This window comes from Pseudomonas sp. NIBRBAC000502773, assembly GCF_006517195.1.
GTDB lineage: Bacteria > Pseudomonadota > Gammaproteobacteria > Pseudomonadales > Pseudomonadaceae > Aquipseudomonas > Aquipseudomonas marginalis.
On the sequence record NZ_CP041189.1, the window covers coordinates 1,074,708 to 1,095,861 of the forward strand.

Sequence of the window (21,154 nt, forward strand, 5' to 3'; positions counted from 1 at the left end):
TGCCGATTTATCCTGCGCCCGCGGAAACCCTTGATGAAGCACAACAACGCGATCCTCGAAGCTTTCACCCGCAGCTCATTGCGCCTGAACAAAGGCCTGATGGTGCTGATTGGCATCGCGTTGCTGCTGGTCCTGACCAACTACTGGTCACTGCAACGCGGGATCGAAACCCGCTACGGCGCCACGCGCTTTCACTTCGCGCGGCTGATGGAAAACCTGCAGGAGCAGGAGTCCTATCTCAAGAGCCTGACCCACCCGGGCATCCAGGCCGAACTGTTGCGTGCCACCCATGTGCAGGTCAGCCTGAAAAGCCGCATGGTCGACAACCACCGCACGCTGTACGAAGGCCAGAAGTATTCGTTTTCGGTGCCCTTCAGCGCCAAGTTCGATGAGCAACAGGTCAATGTCGCTGCCCGGCCGCAGATTTTCGCGCTGGGCGCCCACCTGACCAGCTACTACAGCGCCTTCTGGTCCTCCTCGCCCTACGAGGCACCACAAACCTTCCTGTTCAATCGTCAGGCGAACTACACCATTACCGTGCCGTCCGTGGGCTACCAACGCCGCGAAAGCACAGAGGACACGGGCAACCTGGTGGCGCTGGTCAACGCAGTGCAACAACGCCTGGAGCAGACGCCCCAGCCCCTGGAACAAAACCGTGTGTATTGGCAAGCCGGTCCCGCCGCCGAACATTTGCTGGCGTATATCGGCCTGCCACTTGGCGGTCAGGAACAGGCGGTAGTCGGCACCTTGCTCGACCTGTCGCGGGTCGACGATGTACAGCGCGCCCTGGATCACTCGGCATTCGATCGCCTCACGTTGATGGGCCCCGACGGCCAGCGGCTGGCCGGGCCCGACATCGACGCATCGCTCAGCGATGGCGTGCACTTCAACGCCGATGGCTTCGAATTCAAGATGACCCAGGCCGGTGACCGGCCCTGGAGCGCGGTCTATGGCCTGAACTACGCGCACTTCTTCCACTCTGCGCTGTGGCCGCTGAGCAGCCTGGCGTTGTTTCTCGGCGGCCTGATCACCCTCGGCTGGGGCGGCAGCCGCTGGTATCGGCGCCAGGTAATCAACCCGGCGCGCCTGGCCCACGAGCGCATTGCCGAAAGCGTGGCGTTCAGCCGCGTGATCATCGACACCGCACCCACCGGCCTATGCGTGGTGCGCCGCAGCGACGGCAAGGTGCTTATCGAAAACCAGCGCGCCCAGCAATGGCCGGGCACCGCACGCCTGGTAGCGGCCATGGCCGGTACACCTGAGGGCGCCGAGAGCGGCGAGACGCACCTGGAGATCGAAGGCCGGCACCTGCAGATCGGCTTCGTGTCGACCCGCTACCAGGCCGAAGACGTGCGCCTGTATGCGTTCAACGACATCACCCGTCATATCGATGACGCCCAGGCCCTGGAAGACGCCCGCCGCGCCGCCGATGCGGCCAACGAGGCCAAGACCCTGTTCCTGGCAACCATGAGCCATGAAATCCGCACACCGCTGTATGGCGTGCTCGGTACCCTTGAACTGCTCGGGCTGACAGACCTGGACCCGCACCAGAAAACCTACCTGCAGACCATCCAGCGCTCATCCGGCACGCTGTTCCAACTGATCAGCGATGTGCTCGATGTGTCGAAAATCGAATCCGGGCAAATGGCGATAGAAGCCGTGGATTTCTGCCCGCTGGACATGCTCGAAGACACCCTGCACACCTACGCCGCCTTCGCCCAGCGCAAGGGTTTGCAGCTCTACAGCTGCATAGACCCGCAACTGCCGGACTGCGTCATGGGCGATCCGATGCGGATTCGCCAGATTCTCAATAACCTGGTGAGCAACGCCATCAAGTTCACCGACATCGGCCGCGTGGTGATCCGCGCCCGGGTCACGGCACAGGACGCCAACCACGTTGACCTGGAATGGCAAGTCACCGACTCCGGCGTGGGCATCCCCGAGGCGCAGCAGGCCAAGCTGTTCGATCTGTTTTACCAGGCACCGGACACCGCCAGCGAAGGCGGCGCCGGGCTGGGATTACCGATCTGCCGGTGGCTGGCGCAGATGATGGACGGCGAGATCAGGGTGGTCAGCGAGCCGGGCCTGGGCAGCAGCTTCACATTGAAAATGCGCCTGCCGCTGTGTGGCGGTGCCTTGACCAACCTGCCGCTGATCGAGCCCAGCCCGACGCCGGTGTATGTGCAGGCACCGGTGCGCGAGCTGGCACAGTCAATGAGTGACTGGCTCAACCGCCTGGGCATTGCGGCGGCGCTGGCGGCGCCCACCCAGGAACAGGACAACCGCCACGCGGTGCTGGTGGACCTGTTCGCCAGCGACCCCGCGCGGCCCTGGGTCGGCCAGCGCGTGCTGTGCCTGCCAGGTGCGCACAGCCCGCCGCTGCACACGGCCCAGGGTTGGAGGGTGGATATGTACGATGTACGTGCCATCGCCGCCACGGTCTCGCTGGCACAACACGGCAAGCATGAGCAACCGCCTGCGACGCGCCTGCAAAGTGCCGGGCAGTTGGGGTTGCATATCCTGGTGGCCGAGGACAACCCGGTCAACCAGGCGATTATCAAGGAACAGCTGGAAGCACTCGGTTGCTCGGTGTCCTTGGCCGCCAATGGCGAGCAGGCCCTGCACTTGTGGCAACCGCACGCCTTTGACCTGGTGCTGACCGACGTGAATATGCCGTTGATGAATGGCTATGACCTGGCCAGGGCCCTGCGCGAGCACGACCCGCAGTTGCCGATCATCGGCGTGACCGCCAATGCGATGCGCGAGGAAGGCGTGCGCTGCCTGGCGGTGGGCATGAACGCCTGGATCGTCAAGCCCTTGAGCCTGCAAACCTTGCGTGGCCAGTTGATCAAGCTGTGCAAGGTCAAGCCGCCGGTTGCGCCAGCCACCGCGTCATTCAATGACAGCGTGCAGTTATCGGAGAAGATGCGCCCGCTGTTCATCAGCAGCGTGGAGCAGGACTTGCAAGGTATCGACGCCGCCCTGGCCCAGCGCGACGCCCACGGTCTTGGCCAACGCCTGCATTCGCTGGCCGGCGCCCTGGGTGCCGTCCAGGCGCTCGACCTGGCCCACGCCTGCATCGAACTGGAAAGCGCACTTAACCGTGGCAGCCTCGACACTGCCCTTACGCTCAAGGTGAAAGCGGTCATGCAGCGACTGTCGGCCGTCCTGGAAACTCTCCAGCCCGGGCACTCTTCACTCACTTGAACCGGCACTACGGACGGCCCCTTATGAAAAAATTCAACGTGGTAATCGCGGACGATCACCCGATCGTGTTGCTGGGCGTTCGCGAGCTGGTGGAACGCGACACGCGCTTTCGAGTGGTCGGCGAGGCCGTGTGTTCGGCCGGGCTGATCGATTTGCTGCAGTGCCAGGGCGCCGACATCGTGATCACCGACTACAACATGCCGGGCGACTCGCCCTACGGCGATGGCCTGAAGTTGGTGGAATACCTGAAACGGCATTTCCCACAGGTGCAGGTCCTGATCCTCACGATGATTTCCAACCACCTGATTCTCACCCGCCTGCAAGAGCTGGGTGTGGTCGGCATCATCCAGAAAAGCCAGTTGCACACCGAGATTCAACTGGCACTCCAGGCCATTGCCCAACAGAGCGCCTATCGCAGCCTGGAACCGCCCAAGACATCAGTGATCGAAACCCTCACCGACTTCGACGAGCGCTTTACCAGCTTGTCGCCCAAAGAGTTCGAGATCCTGCGCTTGTTTATCTCCGGCATGAGTGTCAGTGATATTGCACGCAGCCAGAACCGAAGTTCAAAAACCATCAGCGCACAAAAGATATCGGCCATGCGCAAACTTGAAGTTAACAGCGACCAAGACCTGCTCGCTTATTGCCTGGCGCGTAACATTTTCAACTAAAGAACCACTCGCAAGCCATTCGTCGACAATGGCTTCGCCCTTTATTTTCAGACTCCCCGCCTGTTCTTGACGCGTAAGCAGCGCGCCTGAGTTTCGACTTATAAGAATCGTCTTATTCTGGTTAACGATCTCGCCTTTTACTCTTTCCTGGCAATTCAGTACTTACATTCTCCAACTAACACTAACGGACATCATCATGAAGAAGTTTTCCCTGGCTGTTATCGCCTCGGCCATTATCGCCGCATCCGGCAGTGCGTTCGCCGACGATACGGCAGCGCCTACTCCTACCCTGGGCGGCAGCGGCAAAATCACCTTCACCGGCGTGATCAACAACGACGCCTGCTCGGTGGACGGCGCCAACTCCGACCGCACCATCTCGGTCGACATGGGCAACGTCTCGATCAAGGACATGGGCACCGCGGAAAACCCAACCGCAGGTCGCGTTACCGCCAAAGACTTCAACCTGAACGTCAACTGCAACCAGGGCACCAAGGTGGCGATGATCTTTGACGCCAACAACGGCGGTTCGGGCCTGGTGACCGGCAAGAACGTACTGGCCCTGAACCCGGGTTCGGCCACCGCGCAAAACGTCGGTATCGCCCTCCTGGACAGCAAAGGCACGCTGATCGATCTGAGCTCGCCAGCCACCGCACGCATCGAAAGCACCATGCACGGTCAAGGCACTGAAGGCGGCGACGCCACCCTGAGCTTCGCGGCGGCCTACGTCACCACCGGTGCCGCCGGTGCGTCCACCGCCGGTCGCGGTGATGCAACCCTGCCGTTCATCCTGCAATACGAATAACCCCGGCGCCCCGTGCACCGAACGCGCGAGGCCATGCGGCCTCGCCATTCCCTTTTTGATGACACCGGATACCCCTCATGCCGCCTCGTTCTATCGCCATGAGCCTGGTGCTGCTGGGCATGCTTATGGCTACCCAGGCCGCCGCCAGCATTTCACTGAATGCCACCCGTATCGTATTCGATGGCGACCACAGGGAAGCCAATATCACCGTGCGCAACGGTAACCAGGACGTGTTGGTGCAATCCTGGGTCGACATGAACGATGCCAGCGGCAGCCGCGCACCGTTTGCCGTCACCCCGCCATTGGCGCGGGTGTTCGCCAAGGAACAGCAACTGCTGCGCATCCTGTATGAGGGCGCCGGCATGCCCACGGACCGCGAGTCGGTGGTGTGGCTCAACGTGCAGGAGATCCCCAAGGCCAGCGAGGCCGAGAACACCCTGCAACTGGCGATCCGCCAACGCATCAAGATTTTCTACCGCCCTGCCGGCCTCGCAGGCAGTGCGTTGCAGGCCCCAGCGCAGCTCGAGTGGCGCCTGGCCAGACATGGCGCGCAGACCCTGCTGCGGGTGAAAAACCCGACGCTCTACCACGTGTCCATGGCCGACATCAAAGTGCAGGCGCAACTGGCCAGCGACTCCACCATGATCGCGCCCGGCGAGGAGAAACAGTTTCCCCTCGGCGCCACGCCCGCCAGCGGGCCGGTGCAGTTGTCGTTTTCCAGCATCAATGACTACGGTGCCCAGAACGCGTACACCGCGCACCTGGCCGTCGGTGCTGCCGCCCCCGCGCACGCCACGGAATCACGCCGCAAACCCTAAGCCCCTTTTCTAATCCACAGGCTCACCTCGCGTGCGTGTTTGCGTGCCCGCCTGTTCGCCAACCCGGGATGTCACAGGTCTTCGCATGTCTTTTTTTTCCAGCAACAGGCCCGCGCACGGCGCACTGACGTTGAAGACACTGTCGCTCGCGATGGCCGCCAGCCTGCCGGCCTGGGCAATGGCCGATGAGCCTGCGGAGCGCTTCAACACCACGTTCCTGCAAGGTGCACAGTCCACCGTAGACCTGCAGCAGTTGCTCTCCGCGAACAGCGTGTTGCCGGGCAATTACCGCGTCGACCTGTACAGCAACGAGGTGCTGGTGGGCCGGCGCGATATCGACTTCAAGCGCACCCCCCACAACGGTCGGGTCGAAGCCTGCCTGAACCTCGACCTGCTCAAGCAATTGGGCATCGACCTGGCCCGCTTGCAGGCCGAGGGCAAACTCGACCCGCAGCACCCGCAGGACTGCTACTCCCTGGCCGAGATAATCGAAGAGGCCAACGTGCGCTATGACAGCAGCCGCCTGCGCCTGCTGGCGAGCATTCCGCAAGTGGCCATGCAACGTGGCTTGCGCGGCTATGTCGACCCGCAGCTGTGGGACGAAGGCGTCCCCGCCGCCTTCATCAACTACCAGCTCAACAGCAGTCGTACTGCGGGCGACTACGACACCCGCATCGCCAATAACCTCGGCCTGCGCAACGGCATCAACCTCGGCTCCTGGCGTCTGCGCAACGAATCGAACCTGAGTGGCGGTACCGGGCGCTCGAACACCTACACCAGCAACCGCACCTACCTGCAGCATGATGTGACGGCGATCAAGGGTCAGTTCAGCGCCGGTGAAATTTTCTCCGACACCGACCTGTTTGACAGCGTGCGCTATCGCGGCCTGAAACTGGCCTCCGATGAAGGCATGCGCGCCGACAGCGAACGCGGCTATGCGCCCGTGATCCGGGGTGTGGCGCAAACCAACGCGACCGTGGAAATTCGCCAGAACGACTACATCCTCTACACCGCCAACGTCGCGCCAGGGCCGTTCGAGATCAACGACATCTACCCCAGCGGCTCCAACGGCGACCTGCAAATCACCGTGATCGAAGCTGACGGCAGCCGCCGCGTGACGATGCAGGCGTTCTCCAGCCTGCCGATCATGGTGCGTGAAGGCCAAGTCAAATACAGCGTTTCGGCGGGTACCTTCAAGAGCAACGCCGACGGCCTGGCGACCCCGCGTTTTCTCAGTGGCACGCTGGCGTACGGCTTGACCAGCAACCTCAGCGGCATCGTCGGTTTGCAGGCCAGCGAGGACTACAACGCCGTGTCGGTCGGCGCCGGCAAGAACACCTCGCTGGGCGCGTTCTCCCTGGACGCCACCCACTCGTCCAGCAAGGCACGCGGGCAAACCACCCAGGGCAGCAGCGTGCGTGCGCTATATGCCAAGACCTTCGCCGGCACCGACACCAACTTCACCCTGGCCGCCTACCGCTACTCCACCGAGGGCTACCGCACCCTCACCGACCACGTGGAGGACCTCAGCGAAGACGTGCGCGTTCGCACCGGGCATTCAAAAACCCGCACCGACCTGACCATCAACCAGAGCCTGGGACGCAACAGTGCGTTCGGCAGCCTGTACGTGAATGCCAGCGACCAGCGCTACTGGAATCGCGGCGGCTCGCAGAGTTTTTCCGCCGGCTACACCAGCCACTGGGGCGACCTGAGCTACAACCTGGGCGTGACGCGCACCAAGCAGATTGTCACCTGGGGCGAACCCAGCAGCGACACGCAGTTGAACCTGTCCGTCTCATTCCCGCTGGGCAGCCAGGCGCGCGCGCCACGCGCCTTTGTCACCACCAGCCGGCAACACGGCGACACCACCACCCAGGCGGGGATCAACGGCTATGTCGCCGACACCAGCGACACGTTCTATTCGGTGCAGGCGGGCCACAGCGATACCAGCGGCGATTCCGGCTCGGTGAATATCAACAGCCGTACCGCCGTGGCCGACGTCAGCCTCGGCTACAGCCAGGGCCAGGGCTACACCTCGCAGAACGTCAACCTCGCAGGTTCGGTGGTGGCCCATGCCGGCGGTATCAACCTGGGGCAAACGGTCAGCGAGACCTTCGCGCTGGCTCAAGTGCCGGGCATCTCCGGGGCGAAGATCAGCAGTTACAGCGGTGTGGAAACCGGATCCAACGGCTATGCGGTGATCCCGACGGCGCAACCTTATCGGGTGAACTGGATCAGCCTCGACACCCGCGACCTGGGGGGCAACGTGGAGATCACCAACGCCACCCAGCAACTGGTACCGCGCCGGGGGGCCGTGGTCGTCGCGCATTACAGTGGCACCACCGGACGGCGAGTGTTGTTCGAGTTGTTTGATGCGCAACGAAAGCCGCTGTCGTTTGGTGCCTCATTGGAAGATGCCAACGGCAAGCAACTGGCAATTGCCGACCCGAACGGCAATGCCCTGGCGCTGGTTGAGCAGGACCGGGGCACCCTGACCATCAAGTGGGGCGAACAGCGTTGCCGTGCGAGCTATGTGCTGGCGCCACAGAACAAGGCGTTGAACTACGAGCGACAGCCGTTGGTGTGCCAACCCGATTGATGACGCCTACAGGTGTTCGAGGGTATAGCGCAACGACGCGGGTAACATCGGGCCATGGCCAAGGCCGGGAAAGGTCTGGTAGCGGGTAGTCAGCCCCTCGACACTTTGCAGCCTGACCAGCAATCGCTTGGCCGCGGCATCATCCTGCGGCGTGGCCGACCTCGTCGGACCGGCGGGTTCTGCGTCGCCACGCATCAGCAACAGCCTCGGCCGCCGGCCCTGCAGCCGTTGTTGCAAGCCCAGCCCTTCGGCCTCGATCACCCCACTGTTCCACCACAGCGAGGGGCTGGCGGCGGCATACTCATCAAAGGCCTGCGGGCGTGTCAGCAGGGTGTGCAGCACCAGCAGCCCACCATAGGAATGCCCCCACAGCACTTGGCGCGCAGGCTGCACGGCGAGGCGCTGGTTGATCAAGGGCCGGATCTGCCGGGTGAGCAGGTCGAGGAACTGATCGGCCCCACCGCTGGGCACATTCGTCAGTGGGTCGCGTTGCATGCCTTCGCCCACCTGCGGTGTGTAATCGAAGGTGCGGGCATTGCGTTCGATACGCAGTGGCGTGGCGTACCCCACCGCCACCAGCACCGGTGGCGTGGGGTGGTGGGACAGGCGATTCAACAGCTCGGTATCCAATGCCGCCATCGCCGCGTTGCCATCCAACAGGTACGCCACAGGGTTGGCGGCACTGACCTTGGGCGGTTGCCCCAGCCAGATGCGGTAGTGCCGCGCACCATCGGCGGAGTCCAGTTCCAGGGTGCTGAAACGGTAGGCGCTGGCTTCGCGCAATACCGGCGCGTCCATCAACTGGTCCGGTGCCGGCCTGGCATGGGCGCCCTGGGCGACAAGCAAGGCAAGGAAGATCGCGCGCCCCATCAGAACGACGCCGTCAGACTGGTGTACAGGGTGCGGCCGGACTGGTTATAGGTCGCCGCCCCCGCGCCTTCGATGTTGTTCACCCCCTGGGCGTTGCCCTCGCGCCACAGGCGTTTGTCGAAAACGTTATCGACGCCAGCGGTAACGCTCAGATGCTGGCTGATGGCGTAGGTGCCGCTCACACCGGCAATGGCATAGGGCGACAGTTGATTGTTGCCGGTGCCGGTAACACGGTTGCCGTGGTAATCGTACTTTTTTGGGGTCTGCTTGCCGTACCAGGCCACGCTGGCCTGCAGGGACAGAGCCTCGGTGGCTTGCCAATCGAGCATGGAGTTGAGGGTGTACTTGGGCGTGACCGAGAGCACATCGCCGGTCTGTTTGTTTTTCGATTGCAGCATGTAGGTGAAGTTGTTGGTCCAGGTCAGCGACTCGGCCAACGGCAACGTGAGGTTGCCTTCGAGCCCTTCAACCAGTGCCTTGGGGACGTTTTCCCATTGGAAGATATTGGCGTTGGCCGTGGTGCCCGAACCGCCCGAAGCGGTGCCCACCGGCGTCAGGCCGGACTCGATCTTGTTCTTGTAGTCGTTGCGAAAATACGTCAGGCCGGCGACCACCCCGGCAGTATTGCGGTACTCGATCCCCAGCTCCTTGTTGACGCTGGTTTCGGCCTCGAGATCGGCATTGCCTTGCAGGTAGCAGCTCTTGGTCGAGCCATAGCAACCCTGGCCATTGCTGTACAGCAGGTAGTTGGGGTTGAGCTGGTAGAGGTTCGGCGCCTTGTACGAACGGGCAATGCCGGCCTTCAAGGTCAGCGTGTCGGTGAGCACCTGGGACAGGTTCAGCGAGGGGCTCCAGTTGTCGCCGACAATGTCGTGGTGGTCCAGGCGCAGGCCCGGCGTCAGGCGCGTACCGGGGCGCAGCTCGATATTGTCTTCGGCGAACACCGAGAAGATGCGTGACGACGAGGTACTGCTGCGGTTGGTGCTGGTCAGCCCTGCGACACTGCCGCCGGCAGTGGTGGTCTGGGTGTTGGCGCTCGGGTCGTCGAGCCGCGACTCGACCCACTCGGTGCCCAGGGTCAGCACCTGTTCGAAACCGGCGTGCAGCGGCAGGTTGACCTCGCCGTGGGCGGTCAGGTCGCGCAGCACAGTGGTGTAGAAATCGGTGTTGGCGAAGATGCCTTCGGTGCCGCCCGCCAGGCCTTCGTTGATGCGGCTGTTGCGGGTCTTTTCGTATTGCAGGTAGGCCAGGCTGCTGCCGAAATCCCACTCGCCACGGTGGGTGGCCGAATAGGTTTCACGGTAGAGGATGTTGGTCTCATGGCCCAGCATGCTCTTCACATTCGCATTGCTGTTGGTGTTCTGGGTATCGCCGGTATAGATATTGCCCTGGCGGCTGAACCCCGCTTCCAGGTCGAGCGTCTGCTCGGGGGTGAACTGCCAGCTCAGCAGCCCGTTGACGTCCTTGTTGCGTACACCTTCGCGCCCCGCCGGCAAGGTGCCGACCTGGTTACCGGTGCGCACGGACTCATGGCCGCTGTTGATATCGGCATCGTCGGCATTGGTCTTGGCGATGTTGCCGTACACGCGGTAGCTGAGGGTGTCGGTCAGCGGGCCGTTGAGGCCGAAGTTCATGCGCTCGGTCTCACCCTCGGCCGTGTGCTGGGCGAAGTTGTGGTAGATCGTCGCCGAGCCGTGGGTTTCGCTGCCCGGTTGCCGGGTGATGATATTCACCACGCCGCCTGCCGCGCCGTTGCCGTAACGCGCCGCCGCCGGACCACGGATGACTTCGATGCGCTCGATCTGGTCAGCCGGCACCCAGTTGCTGTCACCACGGCTGTCGCGCTCGCCACGCCAGCCGTAACGCACCGAGTTACGGCTGCTGACCGGCTTGCCGTCCACCAGGATCAGGGTGTTTTCCGGGCCCATGCCGCGGATGTCGATCTGGCGGTTGTTGCCGCGCTGGCCGCTGCTGGAGTTACCGGTGAGGTTGACGCCAGGCATGGTGCGGATGATCTCCGAGAGGTCATTGGCCGGGGGGCGTTTCTTGATGTCTTCGGCGGTGATGATCGACACGCCGGGCATCTGCTTGATCTCTTCCTGTGCGGTGCCCAGTACCGTCTGGGTCGGCAGCTCCATCTGCGCGGGGGCTTCGGTTTCAACCGCGAAACTGCTGGCGGGCAACAGGCTGCAAATACTCACGGCAAGCAGGGACAAGCGGAACATGCGCGGATCTCCAAACGTCAGCCCGACCGATAGCGGTGGGCCATCAAAGATCGCCGATGATAATCAGATGCAATTGCGAGTAAAGAACATTAACTTTCTAAACATTCGCCGCGGGCAGGCGCAGGTTCATGCGCAGACCTTGAGTGCCCTGGCTGGCCCACAGCCGGCCGTGCTGCAGTTCGATGGCGCGCCGGGCGATGCTCAGGCCCAGGCCGAAACCGCTGCCCACCGTGCCATCCAGGCGCAGGTAGGCTTCGAAGATGCGCTCAAGATCGCCTCCGGCCACGCCCGGCCCCTGGTCTTCGATCACCAGCCACCAGCTGTCGCCGTCACGCTCGCCGCTCAAGCGCACCACGGCGTGTTGCGGCGAGTGGCGGATGGCATTGCGCAGGATATTTTCCAGGGCCTGGGCAAAGCTGTTGAGGTGCACGTGCACCTGGCAGGCGCTGTCCAGCTCGCAGACCAGCGCATCCAGGGGCCAGCCGGTTTCGAAATGCGCGTCCTGCACCAGCGCTTCCCACACCGAGGCCACCACCACCGTTTCAGCTTCCAGGCGCGGTTTTTCGGTGTCGAGCCAGGCCAGGTTGAGGGAGTCGTCCACCAGCCGGCGCATCTCCTCCACTTCCCGTCCCAGGCGCTGCTCCAGCTGAGCCGGCGACAGGCCGCTTTCACTGGCGATCTTCAAGCGTGCCAACGGTGTGCGGATTTCATGGGACAGGGTGCGCAGCAATTGCCGTTGCTGGTGCAGGCTCTGGCGCAGGCGCCCCGCCATGTGTTCGTAGGCGCGTGCCAGCTCGCCCAATTCGTCCGGGCGCTGGGTCACGCGGCTGCTGGCCAGGGGCTCGAGGTCGCCGGCACTCAAGGCGTTGGCGCGCTCACGCAGTTCGTTCAAAGGCTGTACCAAATGGCGATACAGCAGCAACCCCAGGCCCAGCGCCAACAGCACCGGTACCACGCCGTGGCTCAACACATGGGTCCAGGGCGTCAGGCCCGGTGGCAACAGGCGCTCCGGCAATTGCATCACCAGCCGCCCGCGCTCGGGGTGCTGGGGGAAGGCGATGCTGACGTATGGCAATTCATCGTCCAGGCGCTTGCTCATCGGCCAACTGAGCTTGCGCATGAAAGTCAGGTGGCCGACCTGTTCGGCCGTCAGCGGCGTGGTGCCCAGACTGTGCAAGTAGTCATCCAGCACCGCGACCCAGGTGTGCTCGCGCTGCTGCAACGCCAGTCGCCAGCGCTCCAGCGCCTGGGCATCGCCACTGGCCGCCAGCTGTTCCGCCTCGGCGGCATACGCAGCCAGCGCGATGCGATCCGGCTGTTCCAGAAAGTAGGTGTTGCGCTCCACCTGCAAACCCCAGCTCCAGACCAGCCACACCAGCAGCAGGCAGAAGCACACTTGCAGCGCCGCCATTTTCCACAGCAGCGGATGACGGCGCGGCATCAGGCGCTGTCGCACAGCAGCACGTAGCCCTGATGGCGCACCGCGTCGATGCGAATACCCTGCACATCGATGGCCGCCAGCTTGCGGCGCAGGTTGCACACATGCACATCGAGGCCACGGTCCAGGCGGGTGTAGGGGCGATGCAGCACCTGTTGGTAGAGGAAAGCCTTGCTCAGCGTCTCGCCCCGGTGTGCGTGCAGCGTGCACAACAGACGGAATTCCGAAGCCGTCAGCCCGGCGGCGCGGCCGTTACAGGTGAAATCGCGTGCGTCGCTGTCCAGTCCCGATGTGGAATGCCGGGCGAGCGGTTTCGCGACCCCGCAATCAATCGCCACGCGACGCAGCAAGGCATCGATGCGCACATCGAGTTCCGCCAGGCTGAACGGCTTGGGCAAGTAGTCATCGGCGCCCTGGCTGAAGCCGGTGATGCGATCCTGCTCGGCGCCCAGCGCCGACATCAGGATCACCGGGGTGCCGCGCGCATGCCGCAGGCGTGCAAGGATGTTAAGGCCGCTTTCATTGGGCAGCATGATGTCCAGCAGGATCAGCTCCACCGGCGAATGCAGCGCCAGGTCCAAACCCTGGTCGCCGCAATGGGTGCTGTTCAAGGCAAAGCCGCGACGGCTCAAATGGTTGCTCAGGTGCGTGCACAGCTCCACGTCATCCTCGATGATCAGGATGCGCGGGGCCGGCGATAAGGTTGGCGCTAGATGATAAGTATTCACAATTACGTCAGTTTCGCATCCGGCGAAACATTTCGCAATGTGGTGAATCCACGCGGGATTAGGCTAAGGTGCGGCCCACGCGCCCTTTCCCTGCGAGACCTCTGCATGCGACCCCTGATCTTCGCCAGCCTGTGCCTGCTGGCAGGCTGCCAACAAACGCCGCCGGCCAACGACCAGCTCGACGCCGTACTCTGGACCCAGACCTCCATCGAACACGAGTTGATCTATCGCCAGGTGTTCGCCAACGCCACCCGCCAGCTCGACGTGGCCCTGGCCGATCCCAGCTGGGACGCGTTGCCCTTCCCGCCCCGCAACCTGAGCGGCCTGCAACCGGCAGTGGTGGTGGATATTGACGAAACCCTGCTGGACAACGTGCCGCTCAATGCCCGCGACGTCATCCATAACCAGGTGTATGGCTACGACCGCTGGAACACCTGGGTCGACCAGGCCAAGGCCCAGGCCCTTCCCGGTGCCGTGGCGTTCCTGCAAGCGGCGAAGCAAAAAGGCATCACGGTTTACTACCTGACCAACCGCGAACACCGCCAGGTCGCGGCCACGGTGGCCAACCTGCGCCTGCGCGGCTTCCCGGTGGAGAGCAATCAACAGGTGCTCGCCGCCAGCACGCCTACCGGGCACTGCGAAAGCGCCGGCTACGGCAAAAACTGCCGCCGCCAATGGGTCGCCAGCCAGGCTCGCGTGCTGTTGATGGCCGGTGATTCCCTGGGGGATTTCGTCCAGGCCGAACGCAACACCCTCGAGGCCCAGCGCAAGGCCGTCGAACCCTATGTGAACTGGCTCGGGCAGCGCTGGTTTTTGCTGCCCAACCCGACTTACGGCAACTGGTACAGCGCGCCCTATGGGGATGATGAAAAGCTGCCGTTCGCGCAGAAACGCCAGCTCAAGCAGCAGGCGTTGCAGTTGCAGGAGTAACGCCGACCTAGTGCAAGCGCCCGCCCAACGGGTACTCGACCGCCAGGCGGATCTGGTTGGCATCCAGCTCCGCCTGGGCCGCATTGCCCCGGTGCACGGCATGGCGCAGGGTAAAGGCGAGGTTTTTCGCGACACCGGACTGCACCACGTAGCGTGCCTGCAGGTCACGTTCCCAGTGCTTGCCCTCATCACCGTAGCCAAGCCATTGGTAGCCGCCGCGAGGATCCATGTGGCGGCCGTCAATGCCACTGCCACGTACATACAACGCCGCCAGGCTCAGGCCGGGCATGCCATGGCCCGCCAGGTCCAGGTCATAGCGCGCCTGCCACGAGGCCTCCCGTGGGGCGTTGAAGTCGGACAGCGCCACGGCGTTGCTCAGGTAAATCGCCCCGCGCGTCACGTAGTCGAACGGCGTGTCGCCACTGACTTTCTGATAGCCCACGCCCACACTGTGGGCACCGAACCGATAGGTCGAGAGCAGGCTCCACGTGGTGTTATCGATGCGCCCCGACAACGCCTTGCCGGTGTCCTGGGTGCGATACAGGTTCAGGTCAACGGTCAGTGCCTGGCCGGGAAACAGCGGCCGGGTGTAGACCGCCCCCAGGTAATGCTGGCGCCAGGTGTCTTCATAGACAGCACTGAACACGCTGGCGCTCAGCCCCTTGATTGCCGTATTGCGCACGCCCACCAGGTCAAAGCGATCGCCTTGCCTGCCGTTGGAATAGTTGACGACAAACCCTCGGTCATGGCTGCTGGCGTTGCGGTCGGTGCTCTCATTGAAGTGCCCCGCGAACAGGGTGGTGGCCGGCAACTCGCGGCTGGTCAACCACCATCCCGTCGCGGTTTCGGGCAGCAAGCGACTGTCGGACGAGGCAAACACCGGGGTTTTCACCCGCTGCTCGCCGTAGCGCAATTCGGTGGAGGAAAAACGCAGTTTGGCAACCGCACCACCGCGGCTGAACTGCTCCTTGGGGTGGCCGTCATTGTCCACCGCCAATAGCCGTGCCTTCCCGGCGCGCCCACCGCCACTGTCCAGTTGCCAGGCGGAGTAAACGTGCGCATCCAGGCCAAAACCCAGAGTGCCGGTGGTGAAACCCGAGGCGTAGTCAGCCATCAGGCCATAGGCCCATTCTTCCGCCAGGTCGCTGCGCTGGGATCGAGGTTTGTAGGCGTTGCGTGCGCCGTTGCTGAGGGCGCCATGCTGGTAGTCGCGGCGGTCGTAGACACTGCGGTTGAGCAGGTTCCACTGGCTGTCCTCGATAAAGCCGTTGGCGGTGTCTTGTTCGGCGGCGAAGGCGAGCAGGCTCTGCCCTCCCAATGCCAATAGCAGGGTGCGGGTCGATAGCATCTTCACGGTTTGACTCCAGAACGTGTCAGGCAAAGGTGTTCCGCAGGGCGCAGAACACCGTTGGTTCCGTCAGAGGTATTTGAGCATCGCGATGTCGCGACGACGCTGCTTGAGGTCGGCGAACCAGCGTGTCGGGAAGAACAGCAACACCCCGAGTATCACGCTCCACAACCACACCATGGGCAGGTCGTCAAAACCGTAGTAGGTGCCTTGGTTGGCGCCCCAGATCGCCAGCGCGACCAGGTACATGGCCTTGAGCACGTAGAGGTGCAGCAAGTAGAAAAACATCGGCGCCCCACCGTAGATCGCCAGGGTCGCAGTAGCCCAGCGGGCCTGCCACTTCTCGAACAGTGCCAACAGCAGCAGCGACAGGCCCAGGGTGGGCATCAGGAACATCAGCGACGGCGGGTATTTCTTCGCGCTCATGAAGCTCATGAAGGTGCGCAGCGCATCACCGGTCTGCACCCAGGGTTTCTCGCCATACACATTGAGGTAGCGGATAAACACGAACGCGACCAGCAGGCATGCACCCAGCTTGACCAGGCGCGAGATACGCTCGGCCGACGGCATTGCCTTGCCAAACCACGGACCGATGCCCCAGCCCAGCAGGATCACACCGATCCACGGCAATATCGGGTACGTCGTGCGGGCGCGGGTGAATTCGGTAATGTCGATAAACACCCGCTGATGCAGGATCGACCAGGGCACGAAGAACGGCGACTCCGGCCCGACGGTCACGCCGTCGAGCAGGTTATGCCCGGCGACAATCGCCACCCCCAGCACGATCAGCCAGGCGCGTTTGAAGTGCAGCAAACCGGCAAGCACGATCATGCACAGGCCGATACACCAGATCACTTGCAGCCATAACGTCTTGGGTGGGAACTCGGCGTTCCAGGCAAAGCACACGAAGGTGATTTCCAGGAACACCAGGAACAACCCGCGCTTGAGCAAAAACACCGAGGTTTCGCGGGCGCTGTGTTTCTGGCTGTAGAGCCAGGCCGACAAGCCCGTCAGGAAGATAAACGCCGGGGCGCAGATCTCGCTGAGCATACGGGTGAAATACAGGTCCGGGGTGACACTCAAGGCGTCGATTGGGTCGGTGACCTGCCGGTGCAGCAAGAAGGTTTCGCGCACATGGTCGATGAGCATCAACAGCATCACAAAACCACGCAGCGCATCGATAGCCAGCATGCGTGTGGCCGTCGTGACGTTCGTGCGGGCAAGCGTCGGCGCAACAGTGCCCGCCTGACCGGCCAATCCTGAAGAAAGGGTCATATCAATCACTCATGAAGGAGGCAATGAATCAGGCTGACTTTTTCAGCCTGGCGACTTCCGATGCCGGCAGTTGCGACGGCGCGCGAGGTAACGGCGCCTGGCCTTGCTGGCGGTAGAACGACAACGTCGAACTGAAGCGTTTGACGTCAAACCGCTCGGGCTTGCCCACCGGATCAAGACGCTCCCCAGGGCTGTTGTCCTGGTACTCGACGGCCACCACGTAAGTGCCCTGCCAGGGCAGCTCGAAGCTGACGTTGCCGGCGGCATCGCTGCGCTGCTTGAAGACTTCACCGGAGGCGGTTTCCAGCATCACTTCCTGGCCCGTCAGCGGCTTGCCCGCGTAGAACACCCGGAACTGCGCACGGCCCGCATCGGCAACGCCGGTGGGGACGATATCCAGGGTCAGCTCCGGGCTACGGGCCCGCAGGTCACCGACCCAACGCGTGGCCGGGGTCCAAGCGGCTTTCACGGTCTTGGCGCCTTCATGCACATCGAACATCGGATAGTGCAGATCTTGCGCCAGCAGCGAATCCTCTTGCCCGGGCTGCTCCGCCAGCAGGAACGCCTGGCGCTGCAGGCTCAGTTGCAGCGGTGCCGACCGGTCGGCCATCGACCACGCCTGGAGTTGCCTGAACCGGTCCATGCCCCCCGGGGTCACCTCCAGAACATTCTTGTCATACTCCCCGTAGTACAAGGCCAAGGGCTGGCCGGGAAGTTGTTCGTACCAAATCTGATGCGCCTCGCAGGCGGTTGCCAACATGAACGCGCCATAACCCAACAGTGCTTTTGCGTTGCTCATTCGCATTTTTTTCGCTCCGATTGGTGGTGTTCAACCCAAGGCTGTCGCGGCTGGAAAACACCGCACAACCCTGCGCTCCCTCACTCTGCGAGCATTACAGCGCAGGCCCTTTTGCGTTTTTCGCCGAATTGCACCCACGGATCGGCGCAGACCACTGTTTAAGGGCCCGAAAAAGTGTTTTATGCGGGTTGCGTCGAGATGAGGCGTTTAGCCGAGACTACGAGTGAGCGTGTCCAATTGAGGTGCAAAAGCAGTGAGCGTTGATCGTTCCGACGCTCTGCGCAAGGCTGTGTACCTGATGTACCGAGGTGCCTGCATCGCAGGCAAGCCAGCTCCCACATTTGAACCGGTTCCCCCCATAAAGCGGGGTCAGCTGAAAGACCGCCATCGGGGGCATAGCTATCTACAACGTTGTAGCCGCCAACAGTAACCACGATGCGAAGCGAGCCGCGCTTGATCTTGCTTTTGATCTTGATCTTGATCTTGATCTTGATCTCAGGCGCCCCGTTAAACCACGCTGGCCGTAATCCGACAGTGATTTGGGGGGTAAACCGGCATGGATGCCGGTTTAGCCGCCCCGCGCCATGGATGGCGCGTGGCGGCGGCCCCCAAATCACTGTCGGATTACGGGCACACCGAGCCTGGGCGAGGTGCCGAGTGGTGGGGCGAAGGCCTTTTGCTTACTTTTGGGCCTCTCCAAAAGTGAGTCGCTGTAAGAGCGAAACCCTAAGTGGCCGTTACCGCAGCAACGGATATGTACCCGGTCCAATCCAAAAAAATGGTCGGCCCAGAGGCCGCCATCGGGGGCAAGCCCCCTCCCACAGGAAAGCGAGCGTGGGTCAGTGCCGCAGCAGTTTGCGCAACGGCACGCCATCCTTGAGCACCGGTGACTTGATCACGATATAGCTGAAGTACTTGGAGATGCCAATGTTCTTATCCAACAGGCTCTCGACCACTTCCTGGTAGTGCTGGATGCTGCGGGTCATGAAACGCACCAGATAGTCGTAGCCACCGCTGATCAGGTGGCACTCAAGTACCTCGTCCACCAGGCGGATATTCGATTCGAACTTGGCAAAGTCTTCGCGTTTATGGTCGCTGAGGGTGATCTCGGTAAACACCGTCACCGAGTCGGTGATCTTGGCCAGGTTCAAGTGCGCCTTGTAGCTGGAAATATACCCGGCCGATTCCAGCCGCTTGACCCGTTGCAGGCAGGGGCTGGCGGACAGGCCCACGGCATCGGCAAGGCTGACATTGGTCATCCGACCGTCTTTTTGCAGTTCAACCAGAATACTGATGTCGATCCGGTCCAGCTTGACTTGCCCTTCCATCACGTACCTCTTGACTGCCGTTTGTAAGACAATCTTCTAGCAAAATCAGCGCCGTAAAGACAGCTGATGCTGCGCCACCAGATCCGCCATGCTGTTGATGCAGTACTCCGCCGCACAAGGCGAAGGCTGCCGCGCCCGGTGGCGGCCGATCAAACAGCGGTCCAGCGCCCCATGTGCGCCGACCGACGGTCGCGTTACATGCAGCACCGGTTGCAGCTGCGCGCCTCGGTCCGTGAGCCATTGCGGGTCTTCGGCGAGGGAAATGAAATCTTCCGGTGCAATCCCCAATCGCTCGCACAACACCCCGCGGTCCTCGGCATCACGGTCGCCACGCACCAGCAAACGGTAGAACTTGCGCAGGTACAGCATCGCCCCCGGCGCATCCTCGAACAGCGACCAATTGCCCGCCGAACGCGCAAAGCTCATGCCCTCCTCCCAACTGGCGTGCAGCCCCCAGCTCTCGGCCAGTTGGCGATGGGCAAAACACAACACGCCACTGAAGCCCAGCTCGGCGAAACGCGGGTAGAGCCTGGCAACCTGCGTGTTGAATTCGGCCAGCACCTGATCCTTGGCCGGCTGCCCGCCACGGCTGTCGAGCAGCGGCTGCAACGCCGCCCACACCCCTGAATCGCGATCCACCAGCACTTCATCGCAATCGATCAGCAACGCTCGATAATCTGTCAGTCCCATGTGGGGTCAAGCCTCCAATGCCGCAGTTGGCCCGTAGCGGGCACAGCCTCAGTTCAAGACCCGTGCCAAGGCGCCGTCGAGGATTTCCAGCGCTTCGTCGACCTGGGCTTCGCTGGTCACCAACGGCGCGAGGAAGCGCAGCACATTGCGATGTACCCCGCACTTGATCACCAGCAAACCACCGGCCCGGGCTGCATCGATCAGGCGTTGATTGAGGTCGGCATCCGGGGTGCGGGCCGGGTCATCCTTGATCAACTCCATCGCCAACATAAAGCCGGTGCCGCGCACATCGCCGATGCGCGAGTAGCGCGCCTGCAAACCGAGCAACCCCTGGCGCAGGCGCTCGCCCAGCACTTGGCTGCGTGCCAGCAATTGCTCTTGCTCGAACGCGTCGATCACCGCCAGCGCCGCCGCACAGGCCAGCGCATTACCACCGTAGGTGCCGCCCAGCCCGCCGGGCAGCGGTGCATCCATGATGTGCGCCTTGCCGACCACGCCGGACAACGGCAAGCCGCCGGCCAGGCTCTTGGCCACGGTCACCAGGTCGGGCTGGATGCCCGCGTGCTGGAAACCGAACCAGGTGCCGGTGCGACCGAAGCCGGTCTGGATTTCGTCGAGGATCAACACGATGCCATGCTTGTCGGCCAACGCTCGCAGCGCCTGGAGAAACTCAGGGGGTGCGGTGAGGAAACCGCCATCGCCCTGCACCGGTTCGATGATGATCGCGGCCACCCGCTCCGGCGCTACCTGGGTCGCCAGCAACTCATCCAGGGCCTTGAGCGCGATGTCGCTGGTCACGCCGCGATAAGCGTTCGGGTACGGGGTGTGGAACACCTCCGGCGCAAACGGCCCGAAGTTCTGCTTGTAGGGTTGGCTCATGCCGGTGAGCGTGGTGCCCAGCAACGTGCGCCCGTGGAAACCGCCACGGAAGGCAATGACCGCCGAGCGATTGGTATGGGCGCGGGCGATCTTCACCGCATTTTCCACCGCCTCGGCGCCGGAGGTGAAAAACGCCGCTTTATAGGCTTCCTGGCCGCCGATCATTTCACACAGGCGCTGGGCCAGGTCGAGGTAAGGCTGGTAGGCCACCACCTGGAAGCAGGCATGGGAAACCTTCTGCAACTGAGCCTGCACGGCGGCGACCACCTTGGGGTGGTTATGGCCGATGTTGAGCACGCCGATACCGCCGACGAAGTCCAGGTAACGCTTGCCATCCACGTCCCACAATTCGGCGCCCTGGGCGCGGTCGATCACCAGCGGGTGCGCGGTCACCAGGCCACGGGGCACGAACTGCTCGCGCTGACGGAGCAAATGAGGGGTTTCGTCGACTTTGCTATTCATGGCATTTCCCATCGTGAGTCCGGCAACCGGAAGGTGGTTGCGATGCAGTCCAGAGTACGGCCTGCGGGCAACCAACTACGCCGAA

16 protein-coding genes are annotated in these 21,154 nt (G+C 62.8%); 6 read left to right on the top strand and 10 right to left on the bottom strand.

Annotation, left to right across the window (positions count from 1 at the left end):
• The first annotated feature begins 33 nt into the window (after positions 1-33).
• The 5 genes from NIBR502773_RS04805 to NIBR502773_RS04825 all read left to right on the top strand — a co-directional run bounded on the left by NIBR502773_RS04805 (position 34) and on the right by NIBR502773_RS04825 (position 8,097).
• Positions 34-3,207: a hybrid sensor histidine kinase/response regulator gene (locus NIBR502773_RS04805; RefSeq protein ID WP_141155515.1), complete on the top strand. Its 3,174-nt coding sequence runs from the start codon at positions 34-36 to the stop codon at positions 3,205-3,207.
• 23 nt (positions 3,208-3,230) lie between these two features.
• Positions 3,231-3,878 carry a response regulator gene (locus NIBR502773_RS04810; protein ID WP_065940258.1) on the top strand — a complete coding sequence of 216 codons (648 nt, stop codon included), beginning with the start codon at positions 3,231-3,233 and terminating at the stop codon, positions 3,876-3,878.
• A gap of 196 nt (positions 3,879-4,074) precedes the next feature.
• Positions 4,075-4,680, top strand: coding sequence for a fimbrial protein (locus tag NIBR502773_RS04815; protein ID WP_065940259.1), 606 nt, complete (start codon positions 4,075-4,077; stop codon positions 4,678-4,680).
• 77 nt (positions 4,681-4,757) lie between these two features.
• Positions 4,758-5,498, top strand: coding sequence for a molecular chaperone (locus NIBR502773_RS04820; protein ID WP_141155516.1), 741 nt, complete (start codon positions 4,758-4,760; stop codon positions 5,496-5,498).
• An 85-nt stretch (positions 5,499-5,583) separates the two neighbouring features.
• The gene (locus tag NIBR502773_RS04825) at positions 5,584-8,097 is read left to right on the top strand and encodes a fimbria/pilus outer membrane usher protein (RefSeq protein WP_141155517.1); all 2,514 of its coding nucleotides are present in this window, start codon (positions 5,584-5,586) and stop codon (positions 8,095-8,097) included.
• 6 nt (positions 8,098-8,103) lie between these two features.
• Here NIBR502773_RS04825 and NIBR502773_RS04830 read toward each other — a convergent pair whose 3' ends face one another.
• The 4 genes from NIBR502773_RS04830 to NIBR502773_RS04845 all read right to left on the bottom strand — a co-directional run bounded on the left by NIBR502773_RS04830 (position 8,104) and on the right by NIBR502773_RS04845 (position 13,358).
• The gene (locus NIBR502773_RS04830) at positions 8,104-8,967 is read right to left on the bottom strand and encodes an alpha/beta hydrolase (RefSeq protein ID WP_065940262.1); all 864 of its coding nucleotides are present in this window, start codon (positions 8,965-8,967) and stop codon (positions 8,104-8,106) included.
• Positions 8,967-11,192 (bottom strand): TonB-dependent siderophore receptor, encoded by a 2,226-nt coding sequence (locus NIBR502773_RS04835; protein ID WP_065940263.1) that lies wholly within the window; start codon positions 11,190-11,192, stop codon positions 8,967-8,969. Before NIBR502773_RS04835 ends, NIBR502773_RS04830 begins: the two co-directional genes overlap by 1 nt.
• 97 nt (positions 11,193-11,289) lie before the next feature.
• Positions 11,290-12,633 carry a sensor histidine kinase gene (locus NIBR502773_RS04840; protein ID WP_141155518.1) on the bottom strand — a complete coding sequence of 448 codons (1,344 nt, stop codon included), beginning with the start codon at positions 12,631-12,633 and terminating at the stop codon, positions 11,290-11,292.
• Entirely contained in the window at positions 12,633-13,358 is a 726-nt protein-coding gene (locus tag NIBR502773_RS04845) for a response regulator transcription factor (RefSeq protein WP_081744477.1), read from the bottom strand. The genes NIBR502773_RS04840 and NIBR502773_RS04845 overlap by 1 nt, the downstream gene beginning before the upstream one ends.
• Before the next feature lie 105 nt (positions 13,359-13,463).
• Between NIBR502773_RS04845 and NIBR502773_RS04850 the strand changes: the two genes are divergently transcribed.
• Positions 13,464-14,288: a 5'-nucleotidase, lipoprotein e(P4) family gene (locus NIBR502773_RS04850; RefSeq protein ID WP_141155519.1), complete on the top strand. Its 825-nt coding sequence runs from the start codon at positions 13,464-13,466 to the stop codon at positions 14,286-14,288.
• 7 nt (positions 14,289-14,295) lie between these two features.
• Here the strand turns inward: NIBR502773_RS04850 and NIBR502773_RS04855 are convergent, their stop codons facing one another.
• From NIBR502773_RS04855 to gabT, 6 genes are all read right to left on the bottom strand, one after another.
• Positions 14,296-15,636: an OprD family porin gene (locus NIBR502773_RS04855; RefSeq protein WP_373682409.1), complete on the bottom strand. Its 1,341-nt coding sequence runs from the start codon at positions 15,634-15,636 to the stop codon at positions 14,296-14,298.
• Between the two features lie 69 nt (positions 15,637-15,705).
• Positions 15,706-16,911 (bottom strand): DUF1624 domain-containing protein, encoded by a 1,206-nt coding sequence (locus NIBR502773_RS04860; protein WP_141155521.1) that lies wholly within the window; start codon positions 16,909-16,911, stop codon positions 15,706-15,708.
• A gap of 28 nt (positions 16,912-16,939) precedes the next feature.
• On the bottom strand, positions 16,940-17,710 hold the full coding sequence (locus tag NIBR502773_RS04865) for a DUF4198 domain-containing protein (protein WP_257228151.1): 771 nt from the start codon (positions 17,708-17,710) through the stop codon (positions 16,940-16,942).
• An 839-nt stretch (positions 17,711-18,549) separates the two neighbouring features.
• Entirely contained in the window at positions 18,550-19,038 is a 489-nt protein-coding gene (locus NIBR502773_RS04870; RefSeq protein WP_010449292.1) for an Lrp/AsnC family transcriptional regulator, read from the bottom strand.
• Between the two features lie 45 nt (positions 19,039-19,083).
• Positions 19,084-19,728: a 2-haloalkanoic acid dehalogenase gene (locus NIBR502773_RS04875; RefSeq protein ID WP_065940268.1), complete on the bottom strand. Its 645-nt coding sequence runs from the start codon at positions 19,726-19,728 to the stop codon at positions 19,084-19,086.
• Between the two features lie 48 nt (positions 19,729-19,776).
• A complete protein-coding gene (gene gabT / locus NIBR502773_RS04880; protein ID WP_141155523.1) occupies positions 19,777-21,069 on the bottom strand; it encodes a 4-aminobutyrate--2-oxoglutarate transaminase in 1,293 nt (430 codons plus the stop codon).
• Between the last annotated feature and the right edge of the window lie 85 nt (positions 21,070-21,154).